General features: G+C 51.5%; 24 protein-coding genes, 1 tRNA gene and 1 riboswitch. Of the genes, 16 read left to right on the top strand and 9 right to left on the bottom strand.

All coding sequences use genetic code 11. The annotated features are described in order from the left end of the window. The first annotated feature begins 36 nt into the window (after positions 1 to 36). On the top strand, positions 37 to 483 hold the full coding sequence (locus ACK2JC_RS01825) for a hypothetical protein (RefSeq protein ID WP_302325882.1): 447 nt from the start codon (positions 37 to 39) through the stop codon (positions 481 to 483). Positions 484 to 988: 505 nt separating this feature from the next. Here ACK2JC_RS01825 and ACK2JC_RS01820 read toward each other — a convergent pair. Beyond that, positions 989 to 2,470, bottom strand: coding sequence for a phage tail tape measure protein (locus tag ACK2JC_RS01820; RefSeq protein WP_302325881.1), 1,482 nt, complete (start codon positions 2,468 to 2,470; stop codon positions 989 to 991). 541 nt (positions 2,471 to 3,011) lie between these two features. Between ACK2JC_RS01820 and ACK2JC_RS01815 the strand changes: the two genes are divergently transcribed. Further along, entirely contained in the window at positions 3,012 to 3,407 is a 396-nt protein-coding gene (locus ACK2JC_RS01815; RefSeq protein ID WP_302325880.1) for a hypothetical protein, read from the top strand. A gap of 92 nt (positions 3,408 to 3,499) precedes the next feature. Further along, positions 3,500 to 3,955 (top strand): hypothetical protein, encoded by a 456-nt coding sequence (locus ACK2JC_RS01810; protein ID WP_320938216.1) that lies wholly within the window; start codon positions 3,500 to 3,502, stop codon positions 3,953 to 3,955. Positions 3,956 to 4,071: 116 nt separating this feature from the next. Here ACK2JC_RS01810 and ACK2JC_RS01805 read toward each other — a convergent pair whose 3' ends face one another. The 8 genes from ACK2JC_RS01805 to ACK2JC_RS01770 all read right to left on the bottom strand — a co-directional run bounded on the left by ACK2JC_RS01805 (position 4,072) and on the right by ACK2JC_RS01770 (position 10,281). Then, positions 4,072 to 4,305 carry a hypothetical protein gene (locus ACK2JC_RS01805; protein WP_320938215.1) on the bottom strand — a complete coding sequence of 78 codons (234 nt, stop codon included), beginning with the start codon at positions 4,303 to 4,305 and terminating at the stop codon, positions 4,072 to 4,074. Beyond that, positions 4,277 to 4,576: a phage holin family protein gene (locus tag ACK2JC_RS01800; protein ID WP_368271367.1), complete on the bottom strand. Its 300-nt coding sequence runs from the start codon at positions 4,574 to 4,576 to the stop codon at positions 4,277 to 4,279. The genes ACK2JC_RS01805 and ACK2JC_RS01800 overlap by 29 nt, the downstream gene beginning before the upstream one ends. A gap of 125 nt (positions 4,577 to 4,701) precedes the next feature. Continuing rightward, the gene (locus ACK2JC_RS01795) at positions 4,702 to 5,424 is read right to left on the bottom strand and encodes a hypothetical protein (RefSeq protein ID WP_320938213.1); all 723 of its coding nucleotides are present in this window, start codon (positions 5,422 to 5,424) and stop codon (positions 4,702 to 4,704) included. Positions 5,425 to 5,470: 46 nt separating this feature from the next. Then, complete coding sequence (locus ACK2JC_RS01790) at positions 5,471 to 6,121, bottom strand: hypothetical protein (RefSeq protein WP_320938212.1); 651 nt, start codon at positions 6,119 to 6,121, stop codon at positions 5,471 to 5,473. Between the two features lie 230 nt (positions 6,122 to 6,351). Beyond that, a complete protein-coding gene (locus ACK2JC_RS01785; protein WP_320938211.1) occupies positions 6,352 to 7,218 on the bottom strand; it encodes a hypothetical protein in 867 nt (288 codons plus the stop codon). After that, on the bottom strand, positions 7,196 to 9,832 hold the full coding sequence (locus tag ACK2JC_RS01780) for an RNA dependent RNA polymerase (protein ID WP_320938210.1): 2,637 nt from the start codon (positions 9,830 to 9,832) through the stop codon (positions 7,196 to 7,198). Before ACK2JC_RS01780 ends, ACK2JC_RS01785 begins: the two co-directional genes overlap by 23 nt. Then, on the bottom strand, positions 9,829 to 10,029 hold the full coding sequence (locus ACK2JC_RS01775; RefSeq protein ID WP_276953682.1) for a hypothetical protein: 201 nt from the start codon (positions 10,027 to 10,029) through the stop codon (positions 9,829 to 9,831). Before ACK2JC_RS01775 ends, ACK2JC_RS01780 begins: the two co-directional genes overlap by 4 nt. A gap of 30 nt (positions 10,030 to 10,059) precedes the next feature. Beyond that, the gene (locus ACK2JC_RS01770; protein ID WP_320938209.1) at positions 10,060 to 10,281 is read right to left on the bottom strand and encodes a hypothetical protein; all 222 of its coding nucleotides are present in this window, start codon (positions 10,279 to 10,281) and stop codon (positions 10,060 to 10,062) included. Between the two features lie 133 nt (positions 10,282 to 10,414). On the opposite strand from ACK2JC_RS01770, the gene ACK2JC_RS01765 reads away from it, so the two are divergent. The 13 genes from ACK2JC_RS01765 to ACK2JC_RS01705 all read left to right on the top strand — a co-directional run bounded on the left by ACK2JC_RS01765 (position 10,415) and on the right by ACK2JC_RS01705 (position 21,973). Continuing rightward, positions 10,415 to 10,558: a hypothetical protein gene (locus tag ACK2JC_RS01765; protein ID WP_302325873.1), complete on the top strand. Its 144-nt coding sequence runs from the start codon at positions 10,415 to 10,417 to the stop codon at positions 10,556 to 10,558. Positions 10,559 to 10,705: 147 nt separating this feature from the next. After that, positions 10,706 to 11,284 (top strand): sigma factor, encoded by a 579-nt coding sequence (locus ACK2JC_RS01760; RefSeq protein WP_320938208.1) that lies wholly within the window; start codon positions 10,706 to 10,708, stop codon positions 11,282 to 11,284. A gap of 17 nt (positions 11,285 to 11,301) precedes the next feature. Further along, positions 11,302 to 12,711: a hypothetical protein gene (locus ACK2JC_RS01755; RefSeq protein ID WP_411338397.1), complete on the top strand. Its 1,410-nt coding sequence runs from the start codon at positions 11,302 to 11,304 to the stop codon at positions 12,709 to 12,711. Positions 12,712 to 12,738: 27 nt separating this feature from the next. Continuing rightward, positions 12,739 to 12,882 carry a hypothetical protein gene (locus tag ACK2JC_RS01750; RefSeq protein WP_320938206.1) on the top strand — a complete coding sequence of 48 codons (144 nt, stop codon included), beginning with the start codon at positions 12,739 to 12,741 and terminating at the stop codon, positions 12,880 to 12,882. 3 nt (positions 12,883 to 12,885) lie between these two features. Continuing rightward, positions 12,886 to 13,533 (top strand): hypothetical protein, encoded by a 648-nt coding sequence (locus ACK2JC_RS01745; RefSeq protein ID WP_320938205.1) that lies wholly within the window; start codon positions 12,886 to 12,888, stop codon positions 13,531 to 13,533. Between the two features lie 67 nt (positions 13,534 to 13,600). Then, on the top strand, positions 13,601 to 14,539 hold the full coding sequence (locus tag ACK2JC_RS01740; protein ID WP_276854880.1) for an ADP-ribosylglycohydrolase family protein: 939 nt from the start codon (positions 13,601 to 13,603) through the stop codon (positions 14,537 to 14,539). Positions 14,540 to 14,578: 39 nt separating this feature from the next. Next, a riboswitch (FMN riboswitch) is annotated at positions 14,579 to 14,694 on the top strand. Positions 14,695 to 14,872: 178 nt separating this feature from the next. Beyond that, on the top strand, positions 14,873 to 15,553 hold the full coding sequence (locus tag ACK2JC_RS01735) for an ECF transporter S component (RefSeq protein ID WP_118755344.1): 681 nt from the start codon (positions 14,873 to 14,875) through the stop codon (positions 15,551 to 15,553). A 114-nt stretch (positions 15,554 to 15,667) separates the two neighbouring features. After that, positions 15,668 to 15,751 (top strand) — tRNA-Leu (locus tag ACK2JC_RS01730). A 197-nt stretch (positions 15,752 to 15,948) separates the two neighbouring features. Next, the gene (locus ACK2JC_RS01725; RefSeq protein WP_024734301.1) at positions 15,949 to 16,683 is read left to right on the top strand and encodes an ABC transporter ATP-binding protein; all 735 of its coding nucleotides are present in this window, start codon (positions 15,949 to 15,951) and stop codon (positions 16,681 to 16,683) included. A gap of 31 nt (positions 16,684 to 16,714) precedes the next feature. After that, complete coding sequence (locus ACK2JC_RS01720) at positions 16,715 to 17,632, top strand: SufB/SufD family protein (protein ID WP_092369920.1); 918 nt, start codon at positions 16,715 to 16,717, stop codon at positions 17,630 to 17,632. Between the two features lie 348 nt (positions 17,633 to 17,980). Continuing rightward, the gene (gene iadA / locus ACK2JC_RS01715) at positions 17,981 to 19,129 is read left to right on the top strand and encodes a beta-aspartyl-peptidase (protein ID WP_320938204.1); all 1,149 of its coding nucleotides are present in this window, start codon (positions 17,981 to 17,983) and stop codon (positions 19,127 to 19,129) included. 46 nt (positions 19,130 to 19,175) lie between these two features. Further along, a complete protein-coding gene (locus ACK2JC_RS01710; RefSeq protein WP_320938203.1) occupies positions 19,176 to 20,324 on the top strand; it encodes an amidohydrolase in 1,149 nt (382 codons plus the stop codon). Positions 20,325 to 20,692: 368 nt separating this feature from the next. Beyond that, positions 20,693 to 21,973, top strand: a complete 1,281-nt coding sequence (locus tag ACK2JC_RS01705; protein WP_007715782.1) for a Na+/H+ antiporter NhaC family protein — start codon at positions 20,693 to 20,695, stop codon at positions 21,971 to 21,973. The last annotated feature ends 19 nt before the right edge of the window (positions 21,974 to 21,992 follow it).

Genomic DNA, 21,992 nt, shown 5'->3' with positions numbered 1-21,992 from the left:
GAGCTTGGAGCAATTATTAGATACTGGAGGTATTGTATGATAAAATTCTGTCAATGCTGTAAAGACCGTAATATTGTAAAGTTTACTGGAGTAGGCGGGTACTATTGGGTCTATTTAGATACGACAACTGTTTGTGATGTATGTGGTTCTAGTTTTGAAAATATTGATTTTCCTGCACTTGATTTAAAGGTGTTAACGCAAGTATCACAGGATGTAAACTTTATCGAAGCTATGATAAAGCTTAGACAAGATAATATAATTGAATATGAATCCCGCATGAGTCAGTTTAGGATACAGGTGCAACAGCAAGAACAATTAGAGCAAAAGAGGAGTAATAATATTCCTAAATGCCCCACCTGTGGCTCAACCAACATAAGGCCGATCTCAGGAACGGAGAGAGCAGTATCCGTCATCGGACTGGGCCTCTTTTCAAAAAAGATAAACAAAACCTATAAATGCTTAAACTGTAAGCACACATGGTAATTAAATCACGATATTCCAAAATGATGTGAGTTCATATTCGCATCATTTTTTGTATAAAAGAACCTTCCATTTCCGTTTCCAAGCCAGAAATGGATTTGTATAATTTGTACTAAGCAGGGCAGTAGTGAACACTACCGTTCGTTCCCCTGTTCGCTTCACGCAGCCTTTCGCCACGGTAACGGATCATGTATGTTGCAGCCCGATCAAAAATCAGGCCGTGTCTTGTCAGCCTCTCGCGCGGTATATTGTGGATATATACATTCTACACGTAATGCATATATCGCGTCGGGATTACCATTTTCGTACTTTTGTACTTAGCTGTAATACACCCACATGGAGCTTTTGTTGCAGTATTATCAGTACCTATCTCAATAGGCTTACGGCTTCCCCCGATATTCGACATATTTAGGATTTTAATCCAAGGATTAGTCTACTCGATGAACGACCAAATCGTAGAACACCCACTATTTTGTAGTAGGGGGCTTGTAAACTATGACAAGTAACTCTACGTTAACCCTAATCCATTAGCGCCCAGTATAGCGCTTGCACCCACCGACAGAGTTCCCAACAGTCCCAACTTATCGATGATAGAATCCAGCGTATTGATTACGCCGACGCCGCCATCCGCCAACACCTTCAACACATCCGATCCCAGCACAGTATTGGACAAAGATTGAAACGCCGCTTCCAACTGCTGCGTCTTCGCCTCCAGGCTGTCCAGCCACCGCGCCTGTTCCTGCATAGCATAGCCATCCGAGTTCAGCGCATCACCGTATGCCTGCTGTACCTGTCCTTTTTGGAACGCTTTTAATAACGCTGAAACGTTACCGGCATCCTGTTTGCCCGCAATTACTTCCAAAAGCTCAGCCTGGTCCGTCGCACTGATATCATTCCAAACCCTGGATATACTCAAAAGAATATCATAGGTGGATTTAAATTTCGACGGATCAAAATCATCGAATAGATTGACGGCGCCTTTCGTGTACTCCGAGATGCGGCTTTGAAGTTTGTCCACCGGCAGCACATCAGAAGCATCTTCGCCGAACGCCTCAAGTTCCCCTTTCATCCCCCGAAGTCTCAAAGCCAGAACTTTCAATGAATTTCCCATTCCGCCTGCGTCTCTTGTGATTTCCGCGCCGCCAGCGATCATGGCGAGGGTCTGCTCAATGTCATTGTTGGCCAATGCCATTGCGTCCGCGCTCTTTCTGAGTCCGTCCCCCAGATCGGCGGCGGATATGGAATACTCGCTTCCCAGTGCATTAAGCTGATCTACAATGGAAATGCTGTCGGAGGCTTCGATATTAAATGCTTTCATAGCGGCCGCCAGTTCCGATATGGCGGTCTGATCATCTACATTTCCGATATTCGCGTAAACGGAAGATATCTCCGCCAGCTTGTCCGCCTCGTCCAGACTGAATCCAAGTCCTGCCCAGGCGGCGGTCTGATCGATCAGGCCCGATATTGAGCGCCCCAGTCCCTGAGCTTTGGAAGCGGCCTGATCAAGAAACTGCGAATACTTCCAATCCGTTTCGTCCGTTACGCGGTACAGCTTGGTCATTGCAGTATCGATTTTGTAGACCTCTTCGGGAATTTTCTTTAATTGGTTCCACAATTCATTGATCGCGCTTGAACCGATTTTGCTGTTTTTAAACTTATTGAAAACCTGGGAAAGAGACTGCTCGGAGACATTTTCATTCAGCTTTTCCTGCTCCCCGGCGGCCTTTTTTGCCCCGGATTCAATCTCTTTGTAGAACTGCTTTGCCCACTGCGCGGCCAGTTTGTCGGGAACTGCATCTCCAAGGGTGCCTTTGATCATGTTAGATAACGCTTTGGACTGCTTTTCGATTTCCGCCTTGTTTTTTCCAAACTGATCCAGGACAATATCCGCGCCAATCTTTAAGCGCTCCTTCGCCAGTTTTTTCTGTATGTCCGACAAACTACTTTCGTCGATCATTGCTTGTAGACGTATTTTGTAATCGTTATTCATTGAAGAACTCCTTTCATGACATTGGGATTATTTTTCTCCCTATTTGGGAAATGCCTCTGCGTCGTATACTGCCTCCCACAAGCAATAGATAACCAGAACCAATTTTTGAACAAATTTAGCTTACAGTTTAATAAAATGAATATATTATAGTGGTGTGGAGAATTGGAAGAGCTGTGCATCCATATAGGGAAGGCTTGGTCAAAGAACGCATTCCCATATCCATTCTAATACCCACTTTTATTTTTTTACACTCTCGATTAAGGCTTTGCTTTTAATGATATATCATTATTCTTTGGATATGTGACATGGATTTATGTTGTATGCAAAAAGTGCTTGTGATACAATAAAGATATAATGTAAAGGTGATGGAACAGCTAATGAAAAAAATTGATTCAATGTTTTTGGCTTTACATAATGTAAAAAGGGTTACTAGGCATTATAAGTCGTACCTAGAAAATTGAAATGCATTAATATATGATGATTTATTGCCATTCCAAAACAGGTTTGGTGCAGTATTTGTAAATGAGTGGAGGTACAACGAATGTATTTTGATAAATCCTATTTTGATGAAAACAGTAATGCAGTAGAAGTTGATTTAATATGCAATAGATGTGGAAGTACATTAATATTGAAGAATATGACTTTGTTCCGCAATATACAGTCTGATTATTGCGTTTCCCAAAAAAAGATTGTATGTGAATGTGGAAATGTAGCTGAGCCAGGGTTTATTGAACGGAAAAAAAATGTTACACTCAAGCAAGCAACTCAAATAAATAATAATCATCAATGTAATATTCCCAGATGTCCAACCTGTGGTTCAATAAATATAAAGAAAATAACAGGTTTATCAAAGGTTGGGTCAGTTGCGTTATGGGGAGTCCTTTCACGAAAAGTCCATAAGCAATGGCACTGCAATAACTGCGGTAGTGAATGGTAGTCATCATTATTTTTTGTTGAGGGTCAGTTGTTTGGAATGGCTGTCCATAAATGATAGAGTAAAGCATTTAATTTTGATAGAGGAGAAAATAAATGTTTCCAATAAAAGTATGTAAATGCTGTATGAAAAATAATTCTGAATGGACTGCTGGTACTATTGCTGGCTTTTTCGAAGGATTTTTACCAGCAAATAATACATGTCCATATTGTAAAGGTGATTTAACGGATATTAATATTTCATATGAAGAGTTTTCGATTATTAAAAAAGTATCAAATGATATCACGTTCATCCAAGCTATGATAAAGCTTAAACAAGATAATATAATCGAATATGAATCCCGTATGTGCCAGTTCAGGTCACAAGCTCAACTACAGGAGCAGCTAGAGAAGGACAGAAGCAGCCATACCCCCAAATGTCCCACCTGCGGCTCCCCCAACATCAAGCCGATCACATCAACCGAAAGAGCCGCCTCCCTGATTGGCCTCGGAATCTTCTCAAAGAAAATTAACAAAACCTACAAGTGCCTAAACTGTAAACACACATGGTAATCAAACCATTCCGCCTCAAACTGCAAACCTAAAAATCCCATATCTCAAACCCAAAAAGGATGTGTCCCAATCACAAGCACATCCTTTTTTGCGCCCCAATCCGTCCTCTCCGCCATTTACTCCATCCCCTTGCCGTTCCTCCCCCCATCCCCCCGCTCATGAATCACCTCCGCCAGCTTCCCCAGAAATTCCCCTCTCAGCTCATCCAAAGGCACGTCCTTCAAAGCGGCGTAGAGCCTGGACAAAAGCGCGGCGATGTCCTTCTGCTCGGCGGCAACCGCCTCAAGGACCGTATACAGCGCCAGTTTCAGTTTCCATTCCTTATACTTCATCCGAATCAGTGTGATCATATCCTGCATTCCTCCCATGATTTCCTTCAATGTATTGTTTCAGCAGTTGATGCATTCCGGTGGACGCCAAACCGCTGATCAGCCTGGACAGCACAACCTGCGGCGTGAAGATCCAGCCACTGATCCACGAGGCGGTGACCACGCCCAAAACAGCCACGATGGTAGGGATATACTTGTTATCCACATCGCGCACCCATTTTTTTACAATAAAACCTGTGCAGAGGCAGATTCCCACCACAACAGGCAGCATAAATTCATTCAAAAACTCCAATTTGCCCCCATTTCCGTAAAAACAGGGAACAACGAACTGCATTTCCTCCGTTTGTCGTTCCCCATTTCTACTTCTCCAATCAATCTACAACACTACACAACACCGTCGGCATTTTCCCGTCGGCATCAGCCGATAATGGCCATGTCATAGATGCGGTCTTCATCGTCCGCCAGCAGGTTGCAGGTGATGGTCATCTCGATGATGCCGGTATTGCTCAGGGCCAGGTTCATGGCAGCCTGGGGCTGGGCCTTATAATAGGTGAGGTGCATGTCCGCGATCTCGTCGTCCTCGGTCTTCCAGGGCGTCTCGCCGTAGATGACAAATGCCTTGGGGAAGGATTTGGAATTGAACTTCACCACCTGGGCCCCGGAGTCAACTTTCACCATGCCGTACACCACAAAATCGCCGGCAGAGCCCTCGGGCAGTGTGATCGCGTGATCGGAAACCGTGATTTCCAGGGATTTTCCGCAATCGTCGTCAGCCGGGTACACGTAAATGGAACCCGAAACCAGCTCCACGTCGGTAGGAATGGTGAGGGTTGTGCCGGAAGCGGTCAGCACCATTCTCTTCAGATACTCAAAATGATCTTCGATCTCCGTACCGGAAATTAGGCTGAACAGCTTCATGGTCGCAATCTGGGTCTGAATTTCCAGCGTGCCGGTCCGGTTGCTGTCAAAAGCCACCCGGTTGGGCGCGCCCTGTCCGCCGGTGGCGAAATCGCGGGTCGCCTCCAGTCCGGTGGTGGTCACATTGGCGAAATCCAGGTTCAACCAGGGCTTTTTGCTCTTGTAGTCCAGGAAAATGAGATCGGCGACATCCTTGTTGGACATGTTGGGATTAAATGACATAGTTTTTTCTCCTTTTTAAATAAAATGCTCACGATCGCAATCGTGGTTAAAAGTTACCATCCTTCAGTTTTTCGATCCACTGCATGGGGCTATAGTCCTTAGGATCTTTATAGGAAAATGTGTTGGCGGCCAGCGCGTCGCCGTAGTCGGACTGCCTTGCGTGGATATACTCGTAGAACAGCCGGATGAACTGATAATAGGTCAGCCCTCCCACATTTAAAAGGTTGATTCCGACCTTGTTGTGGGTGCAGTATTTTAAGACCATGTTGTCGAATTCGTAAGCCTCGTCCTGCTTTTTGACGCTGCTTTTGTTGTTGCGGATTTTCTCCATCAATTTCCGCGCGCGTTCGCTTTTGAAGCGGACCGGCTTATCCACCGGCTTTTTAAGTCCCAAAACCGAGGCCACGCTCTCCCGGAACCGGTCGAAATTCCGGCCGTCGATCCGCCCGGCAGTCTGTTCCCCGCCGTCGGTCAAATCCACGATCTCAAAGGCCCCGACCCGTTCCAGAAACCGCACCTCATCGTTGGCAATAAACACGCGGATGTACTGAAACAGGAGCTGGGAAGTCATTGCGAGCACGAGCTCATAGAGGGAAATGGGATCGGATTTTAATTCATCCAGATTGAATTTTGAGATGAACTCATCCCTTGAGATCAGAGTCAGATTGAGAAACGTGCAGAAAATGTGATAGGTCATTCGGCGGATCTCCAACAGGGTGGGACAGCGGATTTTGCCAATTCCGTCCACCGCGTAGGGTTCATTCCACAAATAGTCGTAAGACGAGTAACGGTTGATAGGATCACCTGCTTTACATTGAAATCGGGCCCTGAAAATACCGGCCGCCCGGGCGTCTGGGCCATACTGCCGTCAGTTTCCATATATGATATATACACGCGGGAAAACAGCGGAAAACCCCGGCAGCGCGGTCAAAACACCGTTTTTCTATTTGTGGTTCGCTTCCCGTTGTACCGCCGGTACCGCATCAAATCGTTGTCCGCCCGGCAGGCCCGGCACAGCGTTTTCCGGTTTCCGCCCTTTTCAATCAAAGCTGCACAGACCGCGCACCGTTTATATCCTTTGCGCGAACTTTTTGGAACCCCGTAATACTGTTTCTGCCACTTCCGAAGCTCCCCGTCCAGACACCGGCTCATATATTTTACATAGAAATGATCCTCAGTCAGGAAATCCACCCGGCCAAGCACGCAGGCCTTCCCCTCATACTGGTCGGCCAGCTTGCAGTTTTGAAAGCACCGGTACAAAAATGTCTCAACCAGCCGCTTATAATCGTTCCACGGCAGTGCCATTTTCCCGCGCTGAAGGGCTTCTTTTACCGCCCCGGCCTCCTCCATGGCCCGGCTGATTTGCGCCTCCACGTCCGCCGGGTCCATTTCCGCCCCGGCGGTCCACTCGTAATACAGGCGCTTGGGCGTTTTCAGCAAATCCAGGTACGCCTTGTCCAGAATGATTTCCGGGTCAAAATACCTGGTATACAGGTTGTTGATCTTCTGCCGGAGAAGGGGCCGCCAGTTTTCCTCCTTTGTGGTGGATTTACAGGCCAGATATTCGACTCTTGTCCAGCCCGCGAAAATCCGCCCCAGTTCGCTGTCCGCCGCCGTCCGGTTTACCCGGTAGCGGATCGTTCGGGTCCAGGTCCTGCGCTTGTTGGCACAAGACCAGATGGAAGCGCAGAAGGCGTTTAAAATGTCCGCCCGTTCCTCCTCAGTTTCCGCCCACTTGAAATCCTCCACAATCTCATACAAATACAAATCCTCACACTGATAAATCGGAATCATCCCCCTCAAACACAAAATATTTCCCCAGATACTCGTAAGCGCCCTTAGTCCCGGCGGGAACCTCCCGGATCTCCGCTTCCGACCTGGGACCGGCGTTTTGCTTCAGGTTCGCAATGATATAATCCCCGTAAGCCGACCAGGCAAATGCCTTGCTGACGGACAGGGAGCGGTAGGAGGCGGCGATCACATAATTCGCAATCAGCATCTCGTCCATTTTCAGCTCATCCCTCAGTCTGCCCTTGAAATGCTCCACGATCAAATCGAAGCTGAATCTGCGCTGTCCGGGGTCGGAATGGGGGGCCACGCCGCTGTTTTGCGAAAAATGCAGCTTGATGGCGGCGGCGTAATCATTGATATAGCTCCGGCATATTCGGAGTTTGGCCCGGTCCGTCAGGTCCAGCCCCGGCTTCAGGATCAGGGAACGGGTGTCCGCCAGATCGTCCACACATCGGTCCCACAAAATCCGTTTCTTCTCCCAGGCGCAAATATAGTCGCACAGCTCGTTCATAGGAGAGGGAGAGTGGTATGCGTTCAGCTTCATGCGTTCCTCACCCTCCCCAAGTCCCTTGTTCTTCTCCTGGAGCTTCTCGTAGAGGGCCCGTTTCTGGGGATAATTGTAAAGAAGGAAATAGGGCAGTTGCTTCAAATGCTTTTGCAGCCCCCGGTTCATGTGCCAGCGAAAGCCGGTTTTCAAAAAATCGATTTCCTTTCCCTGGAAAATGCGCAGGAGAGAGCAGTAGTCGGAATAGCGTTTCTTCAAATCCTCATCCGTTGTGTACCGGTTTTCGATGCTGGTCGCCACATTTGTGATCTCTCCGATCCGGTTGTCTCGGGTCATTACCTCGTATTCCACAAGATTTTCGGCCGTGTAGGCCCGTGACCGGGCGGTCTGCTTGTCCTCAATGTCCAGGATCACCGGCTTCTCGATTTTGGAAGCCACGATTACCGGGTCGTCGCACAGAAAGAAAATATCCCCGTCAAAATCTGCCCCGCCCTGCTGGGGAGCCGAGATATCGTGGAGATTGAACATGACCACGTCCTGATCCTTGAAATGACCGAACCATTTCTGGATCAGATCGTTGCGGGCGATCCGAACCCGGTTGACCTCCGACGGATCGACCAGGGGCGAGCGGAAGGAGAGAACTTCCCCGCACTCAAAATTGGCGCTGTACAGCTCCCGTTCCCCCAGGCAGCCCACCGGCTCCATTCCGGCGGCGTACTGCAAATATCCGATCATATCGCCCACGCCGGTGTGGTAAAACCCGGAACAATAAATCTTACCCACCTTGGCCTCGTCGATCAGTTTCTTCAGCTTCCGGTAAAGGAACTGTTTGACCGCCGGGTCCTTTAACATCCCGTCGTGAATCAGCGCCGCCTCCAGATACCGGCTTTCCGGTTCATAATCGCCGGTGTCCGCAATCCCCATGAATTTGTATGTATAGAACCGGTCGCCCTTCAGAATCTTTTCCAGAAGCGCGGTGGTATATTTGGCGATTTTGATGATTTTGCCGTCGTTTTCCGGGTCGAGAATATCATACTGGAAATCCCGCTCCTCGTACCGCCTGATATATTTGGGGTTCCACAAATCCAGGCATTGCAGATACTGGAAATTCATGCGGGTGTATTTGTTGAGGTTTCGGATGTGATGGCTGTATTTGCTGATCCCCAGCTTGAACCGGTATTTTTCCACCGTGTTCCGGTATTCGTCCCACGCCCTGTCTCCGTAGGCCGATTGAAACAATTTGTGGCCTTTGAACATGGAAATATTCCAGATGCAGTCGATGGTATCCACCGGATGCGCGCGGCCGTAGACGTCGGTAATCGTTTCAACGCCCCATTCCTTTAAAATGTCCCGGAACGGAACGTAGACCGAGTAGCCCTTCATGAACGGCATCCGCACCTGAACCCCGACGGCGTTGTAATCCAGCCCCAGCTGGGCGCTGACCTGCTCCATAAATTCCCGCTCATGGCAGCCGCACCCGTCAAATGGGGACAGCCGGATATCCGCCAGGCCCTCCCGCACCTCCCTGGCCTGGTAGATCACGGTTTTTCCCGTCTCCTGATCCACCAGCTCCTGTTCCCGCTCCGCCACATATTTGATGAGCTGGCCCGGAATCGTCTTTTCATATTCGCCGAGGATCACAATATTGGGCATGTAGTCCCGGATCAGGGTGCAGGCGCTGAAGGCCAGGCACCTCTGGGCCTCGTACTTTGCGATGACGCAGTGGTCGACGGGAATATCCATCTGCGTAATCCGGTATAATTCATCAAACATGGAATCGCACACAAAGGCGGTGATTCCGTCCTTGCCCTGGGATGCCGATTTCCCGAACCGGGAAAAATGCACCCCGTTGTAGGTAAAACCATGGCGCAAAACAGTGCGCAGCGCGGTTTCCTGGTTGGGGTTCTTCCGCGCGGTCACCAGAATTACCTCCTGAATTCGCTCCGAAGGGTAACCACGCAGCCGCTCAATCTGGTCAAACAGGAGGGAGTCCCCCTGGGCCACCAGGTATTCCCGGTTTATTTCCTCTTCCTCCGACAGCTGTAAATCAAAATCATGGCGGATCAATTCCCGGAGAGGGAGCTTCACAAGGGTATACATTGCCTGGTTCATACGTCCGCCTCCTTCCCTGCAAGCCCTCTGTCTCTGGCCTGCGCGTTCAGCCGGCACTGCTCGTCAAATCTCCTCGCCGCCACAATCCGAAGGGCGGCGGGGGACTCTTTTTCACGCCGGCCGCTGTATTCCGTATTGAAATCGGACTCAAAAATCAGCCCTCCGAAGGTGCAGTTTTGTTTCAACAGATCATTCATTTTCAATCAACTTCCTTTCTACTAAAATATTCAATCCTTTGGGTAATGGTTGTCCAGATAGGGATTCCCCCTTTGCCGGAGCAGGTCCTCGCACACGGAGAACGCGATCCAGTCTCCGTCCTCCCTGCGCCGTGACCGGAGCTGATGGTACTTCCACCGGTCGATCAGAGCCTGATCCGTGAGCAGCGCGTAGCGCGTGCAGATGGCGTTGTACCGTGCGAAATAGACGGCGTTCGATTGCGGATCAAACATTGATTCCCTCCTTTTCAAAAATGGTTCTGTTGATAGATTCTCTGTTTTGTGGCGGGAAGTTGACAAAATGAATGAAAAACGTCATCGGTACAGGTTGTAATCAATTCAAACAGCAGTTTGGAAGGAGTACACAATGGGCGAATGGAAACGGGAGAATCGGAACGAGTATCTGGAGGCGCTGAAAGCATACAGAGAAACAGAAGATCTGAAACCGATGATCAGGCTTTTCACAAAGGAGCCGTTTTTTTATTCCGAAAAATGCAGGTACTTTATGTAAGAAATCCATAAGCGAATGCGGGAGGCGTTGACGTAACGGTTAATGCCTCTTAATTTTTTGATATTATATCGAACAAATGTTCTATTTGGGCTTGACACGAACATATGTTCGAATTATAATGAGCATCAGAAAGAGGGGGTATTATTTATGGATGGTAAGCGCCAACAGGAGACGCTTGATTACTATTGTGGCAACAACATGGCCCGGCTCAGGCAGATTGCCTACCCGATTTTCACCCGCTTCGGCGGAATCTCAGCGAAGGATTACGACGAATTTTACAGCGAGGCCAACCGGACCGTCTGGAGCGCCGCCGCGTCCTTTGACGATTCCAGGGGCGATGAATTCGAAGCGTTTCTTAAAAGCTGCCTTTCACGGAAGTTCAAGTCCCTGATGACAAGCCGGAACAGGGTGAAACGGATTGCGGACAGGATGTGTCTTTCCCTGGATGCGCCCGTGGAGGAAGAGGGCGGAGCGACACTTGAGGACGTGCTTTTGTCTCCCTTTGACCTGGAGACAGAGCTTCTCATAGAGACCGGTGCGCCCTCCGGCAGCCGGATGGAACAATATCTGGAAAGACTTTCCCGGAAACAGCGGGAGATCGCCGCGCTGTTGTCGGAGGGGTACAAGCCCTCCGAAATCCGGGAGCAATTACATCTGTCAGAAAAGGAATATTCGAATCACATGGCCATGCTCAGGTCATATGAAAATGTTTCAGTGTTATTTTAGCAGGAGGTACAATCAATATGGGAATGATGGGGCGGGATAAAACCAAAAAGGACACCTACATGTGCGCTACGCTGCTCAATATGTTCAGCCGCAGGGAATTGCGGAAAAATCATCTGCAGCAGAGAAAAGCGGACAAGTGGAAGAGCGATGCCAGGGACGGTTTTATCGCAACCGCCATTAAGCATGAAGACGTGGATTCCATCAAGATATGCGAACAGCTGGTGGACGGTAAGGTGATTCTCTGGCTCATTGACGGGTTGCAGAGGCTGACCGTTCTTGAAAAATACAAGAAGGGTATCTTCAAGCTGGGCAAAAATGTGGAGCTGCCCATCGTCTATTACCAGAGGCCCGGCAAAACCATCGACGAGTACGGCGCGCCGGTCATGGAGGACGTGGAGTTTGACCTGCGCGAAAAGGGCTACGCTGATCTCCCTATGGAGTTGAAGGAAAAGTTCGACAATTACCAGATCGACGTGGTCAAGCATCTGGACTGTACGGATGAGGAGATCGGCTACCATATTCGCCGCTATAACCGCCAGACCTCCATGAACCACAACGAAAACAGCATCACCTACATGGACGCCATCGCCAAAAACGTGAAGGAAATCTCCCAGTCCCACCGCTTTTTCAAGGATTGCGGCAGCTTTTCCGCCACGGAGCTGAACAACGGAACCTGCGAGCGGGTGGTGTGCGAGTCTCTGATGGCCATGTTCCATCTGGAAAACTGGCAGAAAAACTCAAAAAAATTGGGAACCTATCTGAACCAGAACGCGTCCGACCGCGAGTTTCAGACGCTCAGGCAGGAGCTGGACCGTCTGGAGGCGGCGGTGGGGGACGAGTACCCCGCCATTTTCACCAGCAAAGACTCGTTCCTGTTCTTTGCGTTGTTTCACAGGTTCACCCTGCTGTGCGGCGACGATTCCAGGTATGCGGCCTTCCTCGACGCGTTCCAGGAAGAATTACACGCCAGAACCGTGCCCGGGCTGGACATGTCCTTCGACGATGTGAACGCCAACCGGGCCACAAAAGACAAGAATGTCATTAGCCGTAAGTTACATATTCTGGAACATCTGATGATGGAATTTCTTCACATCCAATCCGGCGCCGCACAACCCCCCGCAACCCCGGAGCAGTTCATCGCAGCGTGCACCGGTCTGACACCTGGGGAGGTCAAAAAGGACATCGAGTTCTACAGCCAGCTCCTGGACGATCTGGAAGCCGTCGCAATCAAGGACAACTCCAAACTCCTTGCCCCCGCAAACCGTCTGTCACTCCTGGCCATGGCCGCGTACTCGTGCAAACACGAGATGGACCTAGAAGCGTGGTTGACGTCCTTCGCGCAGAGGCACGATGAATATCTGGCGGATCAGAGGGAGAATTATCGGTATATGGTGGAGGATTTGGAGAAAAATGGGGGTTCTAAATGATATAGACTTTGTGTCAGGCGTTGTGGTATGATAGAAATAATCACGGGGATGGGTGTGGGAGAGAGGGGAGCTCCGGCGATCCGTTACCTAATGGCTTTGAAAACAAAATCAGACAAAAACCATATAAAAATGGATACGGCACTAGGATTAATTAAGAAAAGGGGAGGATAAATTATGACGGAAACAGAGAAGTTGATACTGGATAAGCTGGAAAGCATGAGCGTGGACTTGAGGGAAGTAAAAGACAAAACAGCGCGTATTGAGGACAGGGTTACTGGGATCGAGGATAAGGTCGCAGTGATCGAGGACCGGGTTACCGGTATTGAGAATAAGGTCGAGGGCATTGAGGACCGAGTCACCGGAATCGAGAATAAGGTCGCAGTGATCGAGGACCGGGTCACCGGAATCAAGGATAAGGTCGCAGTGATCGAGGACCGGGTCACCGGAATCGAGGACAAGGTCGCAGTGATCGAGGACCGTGTGACCGGAATCGAGAATAAGGTCGTGGTGATCGAGGACCGAGTCACCGGAATCGAGAATAAGGTCGCAGTGATTGAGGACCGTGTGACCGGAATCGAGGACAAGGTCGCAGTGATCGAGGACCGGGTCACCGGTATAGAAAACCGTGTCACACGCATGGAGCTCACCATCGAAAACGACATTTCCAAAAAAATCGATATTATCGGTGAAGGCCACGACTTCCTCAAACAGCGTCTTGACGAGGCTCTTCAGTTTGAGAAGAAGCGCGAAGGTATGGAATTGGAGCTGATCAATCATCGGATGGAAATCAATAAGATGAAAGACCGCTTGGATATCGCATAGCATGATATGGGTTTGCTGAAATGAAAAGCCATGGCTAATAAAAAGTACCAAGCCAGAGGGAGACAATTTGAGAAACATATACGATGGTATAATTGGACTTGCCACAGGCGATGCCCTGGGGGTCCCGGTTGAGTTTATGTCCCGCGAATGTATAGCAAGGAATCCGGTTAAATCGATGCGGGAATACGGGACACATCATCAGCCTATGGGGGTATGGTCTGATGATACAAGCTTAACACTAGCGCTGTTAGATAGCATGGTTCAATGTAAAGCAATTAATTATACAGATATCATGGACAAATTCTCGGCATGGTTATTGTATGGAGAATACACTGCCTTAGGAGAGGTCTTTGACGTTGGAAATGCCACCAGCAAAGCCATAATGAATTATGGGCGCGGAATTGCCCCATTGGAATGTGGTGGTAAATCAGAATATGAAAACGGAAATGGCTCGCTCATGCGAATTCTTCCAATCGCCTATTATCTATACAACCATCAGGAACTCAGCATTGATGTCCAAATGGAGTTAATACACAATCTATCGTCTCTGACCCACGGACATAGCAGGAGCCAGGTTGGTTGTGGGATTTATGTGATGGTTGCAATCAGTTTAATTGGCGGGACTGATCCGATAGCGGAGTGTGTTCGAAATGGAATACAGACTGCCTTTGATTATTATGACAGAATCGGTGAAATAGAAATAAGGAGTTATAATCGGCTTAAGAGGCTGGATGAATTCAAACGGTTGCCGGAGGAACAAATCCAAAGCAGCGGATATGTGGTTCACACTCTGGAGGCTGCATTGTGGTGTCTGTTAAATTCGTCGTCCTATCAGGAATGCGTACTAAAAGCAGTTAATTTGGGAGACGATACGGATACGGTTGGAGCTGTGGCCGGAGGTTTGGCGTCAAGTTTTTACGGAGCCGACCAAATACCGGAAGAATGGATCAATGTAATTGCAGGCAGAGAATATATAAAAGAATTATGCTCAAACACACTTGCATAAATAACCCAAAAGCGTTATAATAACCACAACTGAATAAGATTATGTCTTCAGGGCAGGGTGAAATTCCCGATTGGCGGTACAGTCCGCGAGCGCGCGAGCGTTGACCCGGTGAAACTCCGGGACCAACAGTATAGTCTGGATGAAAGAAGATGTGTCAGCATAGACGGGGCGGCTGCATTTTGCAGCGGCCAAATGATGCACCGGATATTATTTGACACCTGAAAGGCATATTGCTTTTCAGGTGTTTTTCTGTCAGCCAGGCGGTTTCAACCGTCTGACCGGCGGTACCGGACCGGCGGAATCCGGCAAATAATTCATTCGGAGGTAGAAACTATGAACAGCAACGCAAACGTAACTGCAAACACAAAGTCCGGCACGGACGCCAGGACAAAACGGATCACAACGGTGGGAATGCTCTGTGCCATCGCCTTTCTCATGGTGCTGTTTTTCCGCATCCCGGTAGTTCTGTTTCTGAGCTATGAACCCAAGGACGTGATGATTACGATCGGCGGCTTTATGTTCGGCCCCTGGACGGCCATGGTGATCTCCGTGATCGTCTCCTTTATCGAGATGGCTACCATCAGCAGCACCGGAATCATCGGCTGTGTGATGAATATTCTGGCCAGCTGCTGCTTCGCCTGCCCGGCCGCCTATCTCTACAAACGCGACCACACGTTAAAAGGCGCGGCCATCGGCCTTGTGTCGGGAATCGTGCTGGCAACAATCGCCATGCTTCTATGGAATTACTTACTCACCCCTATCTACATGGGATATCCCAGAGATGCGGTGGAAGCGCTGCTGGTGCCGGTATTTCTTCCCTTCAACCTGTTTAAGGGCGGCCTGAACACGGCCTTCGTCCTTTTACTTTACAAGCCCATTGTAACAGCTCTGCGCAAGGCGGGCCTCGTTCCGCCGTCGGTGCACAACGTCAAGCAGCACAACATGGGAGTGCTGTTGGTGGTGGGACTGATTTTTGTGACCTGCGTTTTAATGTTCGTGACACTGAAAGGATGATACAGGCGGGGGAAGGTACAGAACGAAAAATTCATTTTTTCCTCAAAAGTAATTGACAAATCCCCCATATTCCCTTATAATAACCTTCGTCGCCTGTGATAACAGGCGCGAAATGCAGAAGTGGCGGAATTGGCAGACGCGCACGGTTCAGGTCCGTGTGGTAGTAATACCTTGTGGGTTCGACTCCCATCTTCTGCAGGCGCAGAAAAGGCGGAAAGTTCATCAGAGCTTTCCGCCTTTTATAATCCGTAAAACTGTTGCAAATGCAACAGACATTTCCTGGAAGCCCAGGTAAAATAAGGATAGTAAAAAAAGGAAAAATAGTGTATACTGTAGGTTGTGGCTGCATTTGCAGCGATCCAGAGTGTTAAAAAACAGAGAGGCAGGAGAAGGCTATGCTTACATTAGAGAATCTTACCTTCGACGTCAATGACGACGAGGGAGGAAAAGGGATTATAAAGGATTTGAACCTGACCATCGGAGACGGAAAATTTGTGGTGATCACAGGCCCCAACGGAGGCGGAAAGTCCACCACGGCCAAGCTGATCATGGGCATCGAGAAGCCCACCAGCGGAAGGATTCTGTTCGACGGCCAGGATATCACAGATATGAATATTACCGACCGGGCGAATCTTGGAATCAGTTTTGCGTTCCAGCAGCCCGTGCGTTTTAAGGGCGTACAGGTCCTGGATCTGATCCGTCTGGCGGCGAAGAAAAAGCTGTCCGTAACCGACGCCTGTCAATACCTGTCCGAGGTGGGGCTTTGCGCCAAGGATTACATCAACCGCGAGGTGAACGCCAGCCTGTCCGGCGGCGAACTGAAGCGCATCGAGATCGCTTCGGTGCTGGCCCGGGCTTCCAAGCTCTCAGTTTTTGACGAGCCGGAAGCGGGAATCGACCTCTGGAGCTTTCAGAATCTGATCCAGGTGTTCGAGCGTATGCGCAAAAATACAAACGGGTCCATCCTGATCATTTCCCATCAGGAGCGGATTTTAAATATAGCGGACGAAATCGTGGTGATCGCGGACGGAAAGATTGTCAACCACGGTTCCAGGGACGAGATTATGCCCCAGATTATGGGCACCGCCTCCGCGGTGGATGCCTGCAGCAAGTTTTACAATCAGGATTAAATCGCCGTACGGAAAAGGAGATGAATCGAAAATGGATGAAATTCAAGAGAGAATATTGATGGAAGTTGCGGACCTGCACGGGGTTCCGGAGGGCGCTTACAATATCCGCGCCAACGGCAAGCTGGCCAGCCGCAGCACCACCGCAAATATTGATATCACCACCAAGGAGGATGTGAGCGGAATCGACATCCGCATAAAGCCCGGCACAAAGCATGAGAGCGTGCACATTCCGGTAGTGGTCAGCGAGAGCGGGCTGAAGGATATGGTTTACAACGATTTTTACATCGGCGAGGACTGCGATGTGGTCATCGTGGCCGGCTGCGGCATCCACAACTGCGGCGACCAGGACGCGGAGCACGACGGCATCCACCGCTTCTATGTGGGCAAAAACGCTAAGGTAAAATACGTGGAGAAGCACTACGGCGAGGGTGACGGCCGCGGAAAGCGGATTTTGAATCCCCTGACCGAGGTTCATATGGAAGAGAACAGCTACGTGGAGATGGAAATGGTTCAGATCAAGGGCGTGGATTCCACGGACCGTGTTACCAACGCCGAGCTGGCCGCGGGGGCCAAGCTGATCGTGCGGGAGCGCCTGCTGACTCACGGCACTCAGAGCGCCGTCAGCACCTATGTGGTGGATTTGAATGGAGATGACGCCAGCACGGACCTGGTATCCCGTTCCGTGGCCAAGGACCAATCCATTCAGACCTTCAACTCCAAGATCAACGGCAACGCAAAATGTTCCGGCCACTCGGAATGCGACGCCATTATCATGGACGACGCCAAGATTATCGCAGTGCCCGGCCTGACCGCCAACAACATCGACGCCGCACTGATCCACGAGGCCGCCATCGGCAAGATTGCAGGCGAACAGATCGTAAAGCTGATGACCCTGGGCCTGACCGAGGAAGAGGCGGAAGCCCAGATCGTAAACGGCTTCTTAAAATAAGAAAGAACACAGATGAAACGATAACAAGAAAGACGGCTCTCCCGCAGCGGTGGTTTCCATCCGGCGGCGGAACCGCCTTTTTTATTCCGCGCCCCTCGCCCCCAATCCCGTTGTGCTCCGCCACCCATCCCGTTGCGCCCCGCCGCCCATCCCGTTGCGCCCCTCACCACCCATCCCATTGCGCCCCGCCACCCATCCCGTTGCGCCTCCCATTCACATATCCCCCTTCTCCCCACCACAGTACGCCCCCACACAGTTTCATTTTACCACCCAATGTGCTACAATCATAACATACATAACGCCACATCAATCACACATTAAAAAATAACCCACAAAGGAGCAAACACCATGATATTAATTAAGGAAGCGGATATTTATGCACCCGAGCACCTGGGAATCCGGGACGTGTTGATCTGCGGAGAGCGCGTCGAGGCGGTGGGAGAGAACCTGCCCGCCCTCTGCGGCTGCCGGGTAATTGAGGCGCGCGGGAAAATGCTCACGCCCGGCCTCATTGACCAGCACGTGCACCTTGTTGGTGGCGGAGGAGAGGGGAGTTTCCATACCCGGACGCCGGAAATCTGCCTTTCAGCCCTGATCCGGTCGGGAATCACCACGGTGCTGGGGCTGCTGGGCACCGACGACATGACCCGCAGTGTGGAAAACCTGGTAGCCAAGGCCAAAGCGCTGACCGAGGAGGGAATCACGGCCTACGCACTCTGCGGAGCTTACGGCGTGCCCTCCCTCACCATCACGGGAAGCATCAAAAAGGACATCGCGTTCATCAACGAGATCATCGGCTTAAAGCTGGCGATCTCCGACCACCGGGCGCCCAACATTTCCGTGGACGAGCTGATCCGCCTGGCCAGCGACGTGCGGGTGGCGGGAATGATCGGCGGCAAGGCGGGCATCATTGTGATCCACATGGGGGACGGAGCGGGCAGGCTGGACTCGGTGTTCGAAGCCCTGGCGCGCACGAACATCCCGGCCAAGACCTTTCACCCCACCCACATGGCCCGCACCGAAGAACTGCCGCAGGAGGGCTTTAGGCTGGCGAAGCTGGGCGGGTATATGGACATCACCTGCGACTTAAGCGACCCCGGCCGCATGCCCGCTTTGCTCAAGGAAGCCAGGGATCAGGGCGTCCCAATGGAGCGGCTGACCTTCAGCTCCGACGGACAGGGCAGCTGGTCCAACTACGACGCTTACGGCAATCTGGCCGAGATCGGCGTCACGGACGTGGGGACGATGTACGCCCAGCTGGTCAATCTGGTCCGGGACGGGAACATGGATCTGTCCGAAGCGCTGACGTACTTCACCTCCAACGCCGCCCGCGCCCTGGAACTGTACCCGGCCAAGGGCCATGTGGCCCCGGGGGCGGACGCCGATCTGCTACTGTTGGGCCCGGATTTGGAGCTGGACACCGTGATCGCCCGCGGCAAAATGATGCTGGAAAATGGACAGCTGCTGGTCAAAGGCACCTACGAGACAAATATTTAAAGTTCCGGGGAAATGAACCCGGCACAATCAGGAGGAGGAACTAAATATGCTTTGTATCAAAAACGGACTGGTCCACGACGCGGTGACAGAGGAGCCCAAAATCGCGGACATATGGATTGAGAATGGAAAAATCACGGCCATCGGGTCTTTCCCGGGGCCCGCCGGGGACGCTCAGGTGATCGACGCCTCCGGACTTTCGGTCTACCCTGGTTTTGTGGAAGCCCACTGCCATCTGGGCGTGGACGGCTACGGAATCGGGTTCGAGGGCGACGACGTCAACGAGCGGGGGGATGTTGTAGCGGCCCATCTGCGCGGCCTGGACGCCATCAATCCCATGGACCCCACCTTCCGGCAGGCAGTTGAGTCTGGCGTCACCTGCGTGGCCACCGGCCCCGGAAGCGCCAACGTGCTGGGCGGCACCTTTCTTGCGCTGAAAACAGTGGGGACGCGGGTGGATCACATGGTGGTGAAGGACCCCATTGCCATGAAATGCGCCTTTGGCGAGAACCCCAAGCGCTGCTACCGGGAGGAAGGCAACTGCACCCGTATGACCACGGCTGCCAAGCTGCGTGAGCTGCTGTTCAAAGCCTCGGAGTACATGGAGAAAAAGGAGGCCGCCGCCGGGGATGTGTTCCGCAAACCGGCCTTTGACATGAAAATGGAGGCGCTGATCCCGGTTTTAAAGGGCGAAATCCCCCTAAAGGCCCACGCCCATCAGGCCAACGACATTTTCACCGCCATCCGTATCGCTAGGGAATTCGGCGTGAAGCTGACGCTGGAACACTGCACCGAGGGGCATCTGATCGCAGGCGAGCTGGCCAGGGAGGGTTTCCCGGTGGCCGTGGGCCCGTCCTTCGGCCACGCCACCAAGTTCGAGCTGCGCAACAAGACCTTCGAGACGCCCGGAATTCTGGCAGACGCGGGCTGCTCCGTGTCCATTATCACAGACTCCCCGGTGATCCCCCAGCAGTACCTGCCGCTGTGCGCGGGTCTGGCCGTGAAATCGGGCATGAAGCCCTTTGACGCCCTGAAAGCCATCACCATCAACCCGGCCCGCCACATCGGCATCGACCGCCGGGTGGGCAGCCTGGAACCCGGCAAGGACGGGGATTTGGTGATCACAGACGGCAGCCCCTTCGATCTGGACACCCAGGTAAAGTATGTGGTAGTTGACGGGACCGTTGTAGTATCCTAGCACAGCGTATTGCAAGTCCTCGTGTATATAGCGCCGCTATCCGCACCTGAAGTATGCCTGCGAATCTGGCCGTAGGCCCCACTACGCCGTCGATTCGCAGGCATACTTCAGGTGCGGATATCAGGCGCTCTGTGCACGAGGAATTACGGAACGCAGTACGAGCACAGAGTTTACCGCCCGCCCCGGACAGCGGTTCCCACGGTCCGGCGGCCGACGGCCCGCGGGAAGGGGAAATCCCTTGTCCTGATCCCGCCTTCCCTCCATTCCTCCCCATAAAAATTCCAGTTGAAAGCTGCGCTCATATCAGATATAATAAACAATGCGGCTTCTGATGGCCGCAAGAAAAAATTTTACGGGAGATAGCGATAATGGGGGAAAATAATTCGGGAAGGGCAGTGGCCCTTCTGCCAATTCTGGTGTTTCTGTTGATCTTTCTGGGAGCGGGATTCATCACGGGAGATTTCTACAGTATGCCTGCCATCGTGGCGTTTTTGCTGGCCCTTCTGGTGGCGTTCATTCAAAATCCAAAGGTAAAATTTGCGGACAAGATCCGCCTGGCGGCCAAGGGCGTGGGGGATGAGAATATCATCACCATGTGCCTGATCTTTTTGGTGGCCGGGGCGTTTACCGGCGCGGTTAAGGCGGCCGGAGGCGTGGAGAGCACGGTCAACCTGGGGCTGTCCATTCTGCCCTCCAAGGTGGCAGTGGCCGGGCTGTTTCTGATCGGCTGCTTTATTTCCATTTCCATGGGAACCAGCGTGGGCACCATCACGGCGCTCTCGTCCATTGCGGTGGGAATAAGCGAGAAGACTGGTTTTTCCCTGGCGGTCTGCGCCGGGGCGGTGGTCGGAGGCGCCATGTTCGGCGACAACCTGTCCATGATCTCCGACACCACCATTGCGGCGGTCAAAACCCAGGGCTGCGATATGAAGGACAAGTTCCGGGAGAATTTTCTCATCGTCCTCCCGGCGGCGGTAGCCACCATCCTTCTGTTTCTGTTCCTTGGCAGGGAAGCGGATTTCCAGGTAACCGGGAATCTGGACTACAATATATTCCGGGTGCTGCCATACCTGGTGGTGCTGATCGGCGCCTTAGCGGGCGTCAACGTCTTTGTGATCCTCATCGCGGGCACGGTCCTGTCCCTGGTGGTTGGCGTGGCCACCGGAGCCTTTGCCCTGGGAGAAATGTTCACCCATGTGGGCGCGGGCATTATGGGAATGTACGACATCACGGTGATCTCCATCATCGTGGCCTGTATCGTTGCCCTGGTGAAGGAGTACGGGGGAATTGATTTCATTCTCACCTTCATCCGAAAACGCATAAACGGCGAGCGCGGCGGCGAGCTGGGAATCGCGGCGCTGGCGCTGCTGGTGGATATGTGTACGGCTAACAACACGGTGGCCATCGTCATGTCCGGCCCCATCGCCAAGGAGATCAGCGACGATTTCGGGGTGACGCCCAGGCGGTCGGCCTCCCTGCTTGACATGTTCAGCTCCATGGGCCAGGGCCTGATCCCTTACGGGGCCCAGCTCCTGGCGGCGGCTTCCCTGACCGGATTGACGCCCTTTGAGATTATACCGTACTGTTTCTATCCGCTGCTTATGGGACTCAGCGGCCTGGTATTTATATTTATTAAGAAGAGAAAATAAACGATTAGGATGGGCAATG

Origin of the sequence: Enterocloster lavalensis (genome assembly GCF_046603895.1) — a bacterium.
Taxonomy (GTDB): Bacteria; Bacillota; Clostridia; order Lachnospirales; family Lachnospiraceae; genus Enterocloster; species Enterocloster lavalensis.
Note: the sequence above shows the minus strand (reverse complement) of the source record. Positions and strands in the feature narration are given on the sequence as shown.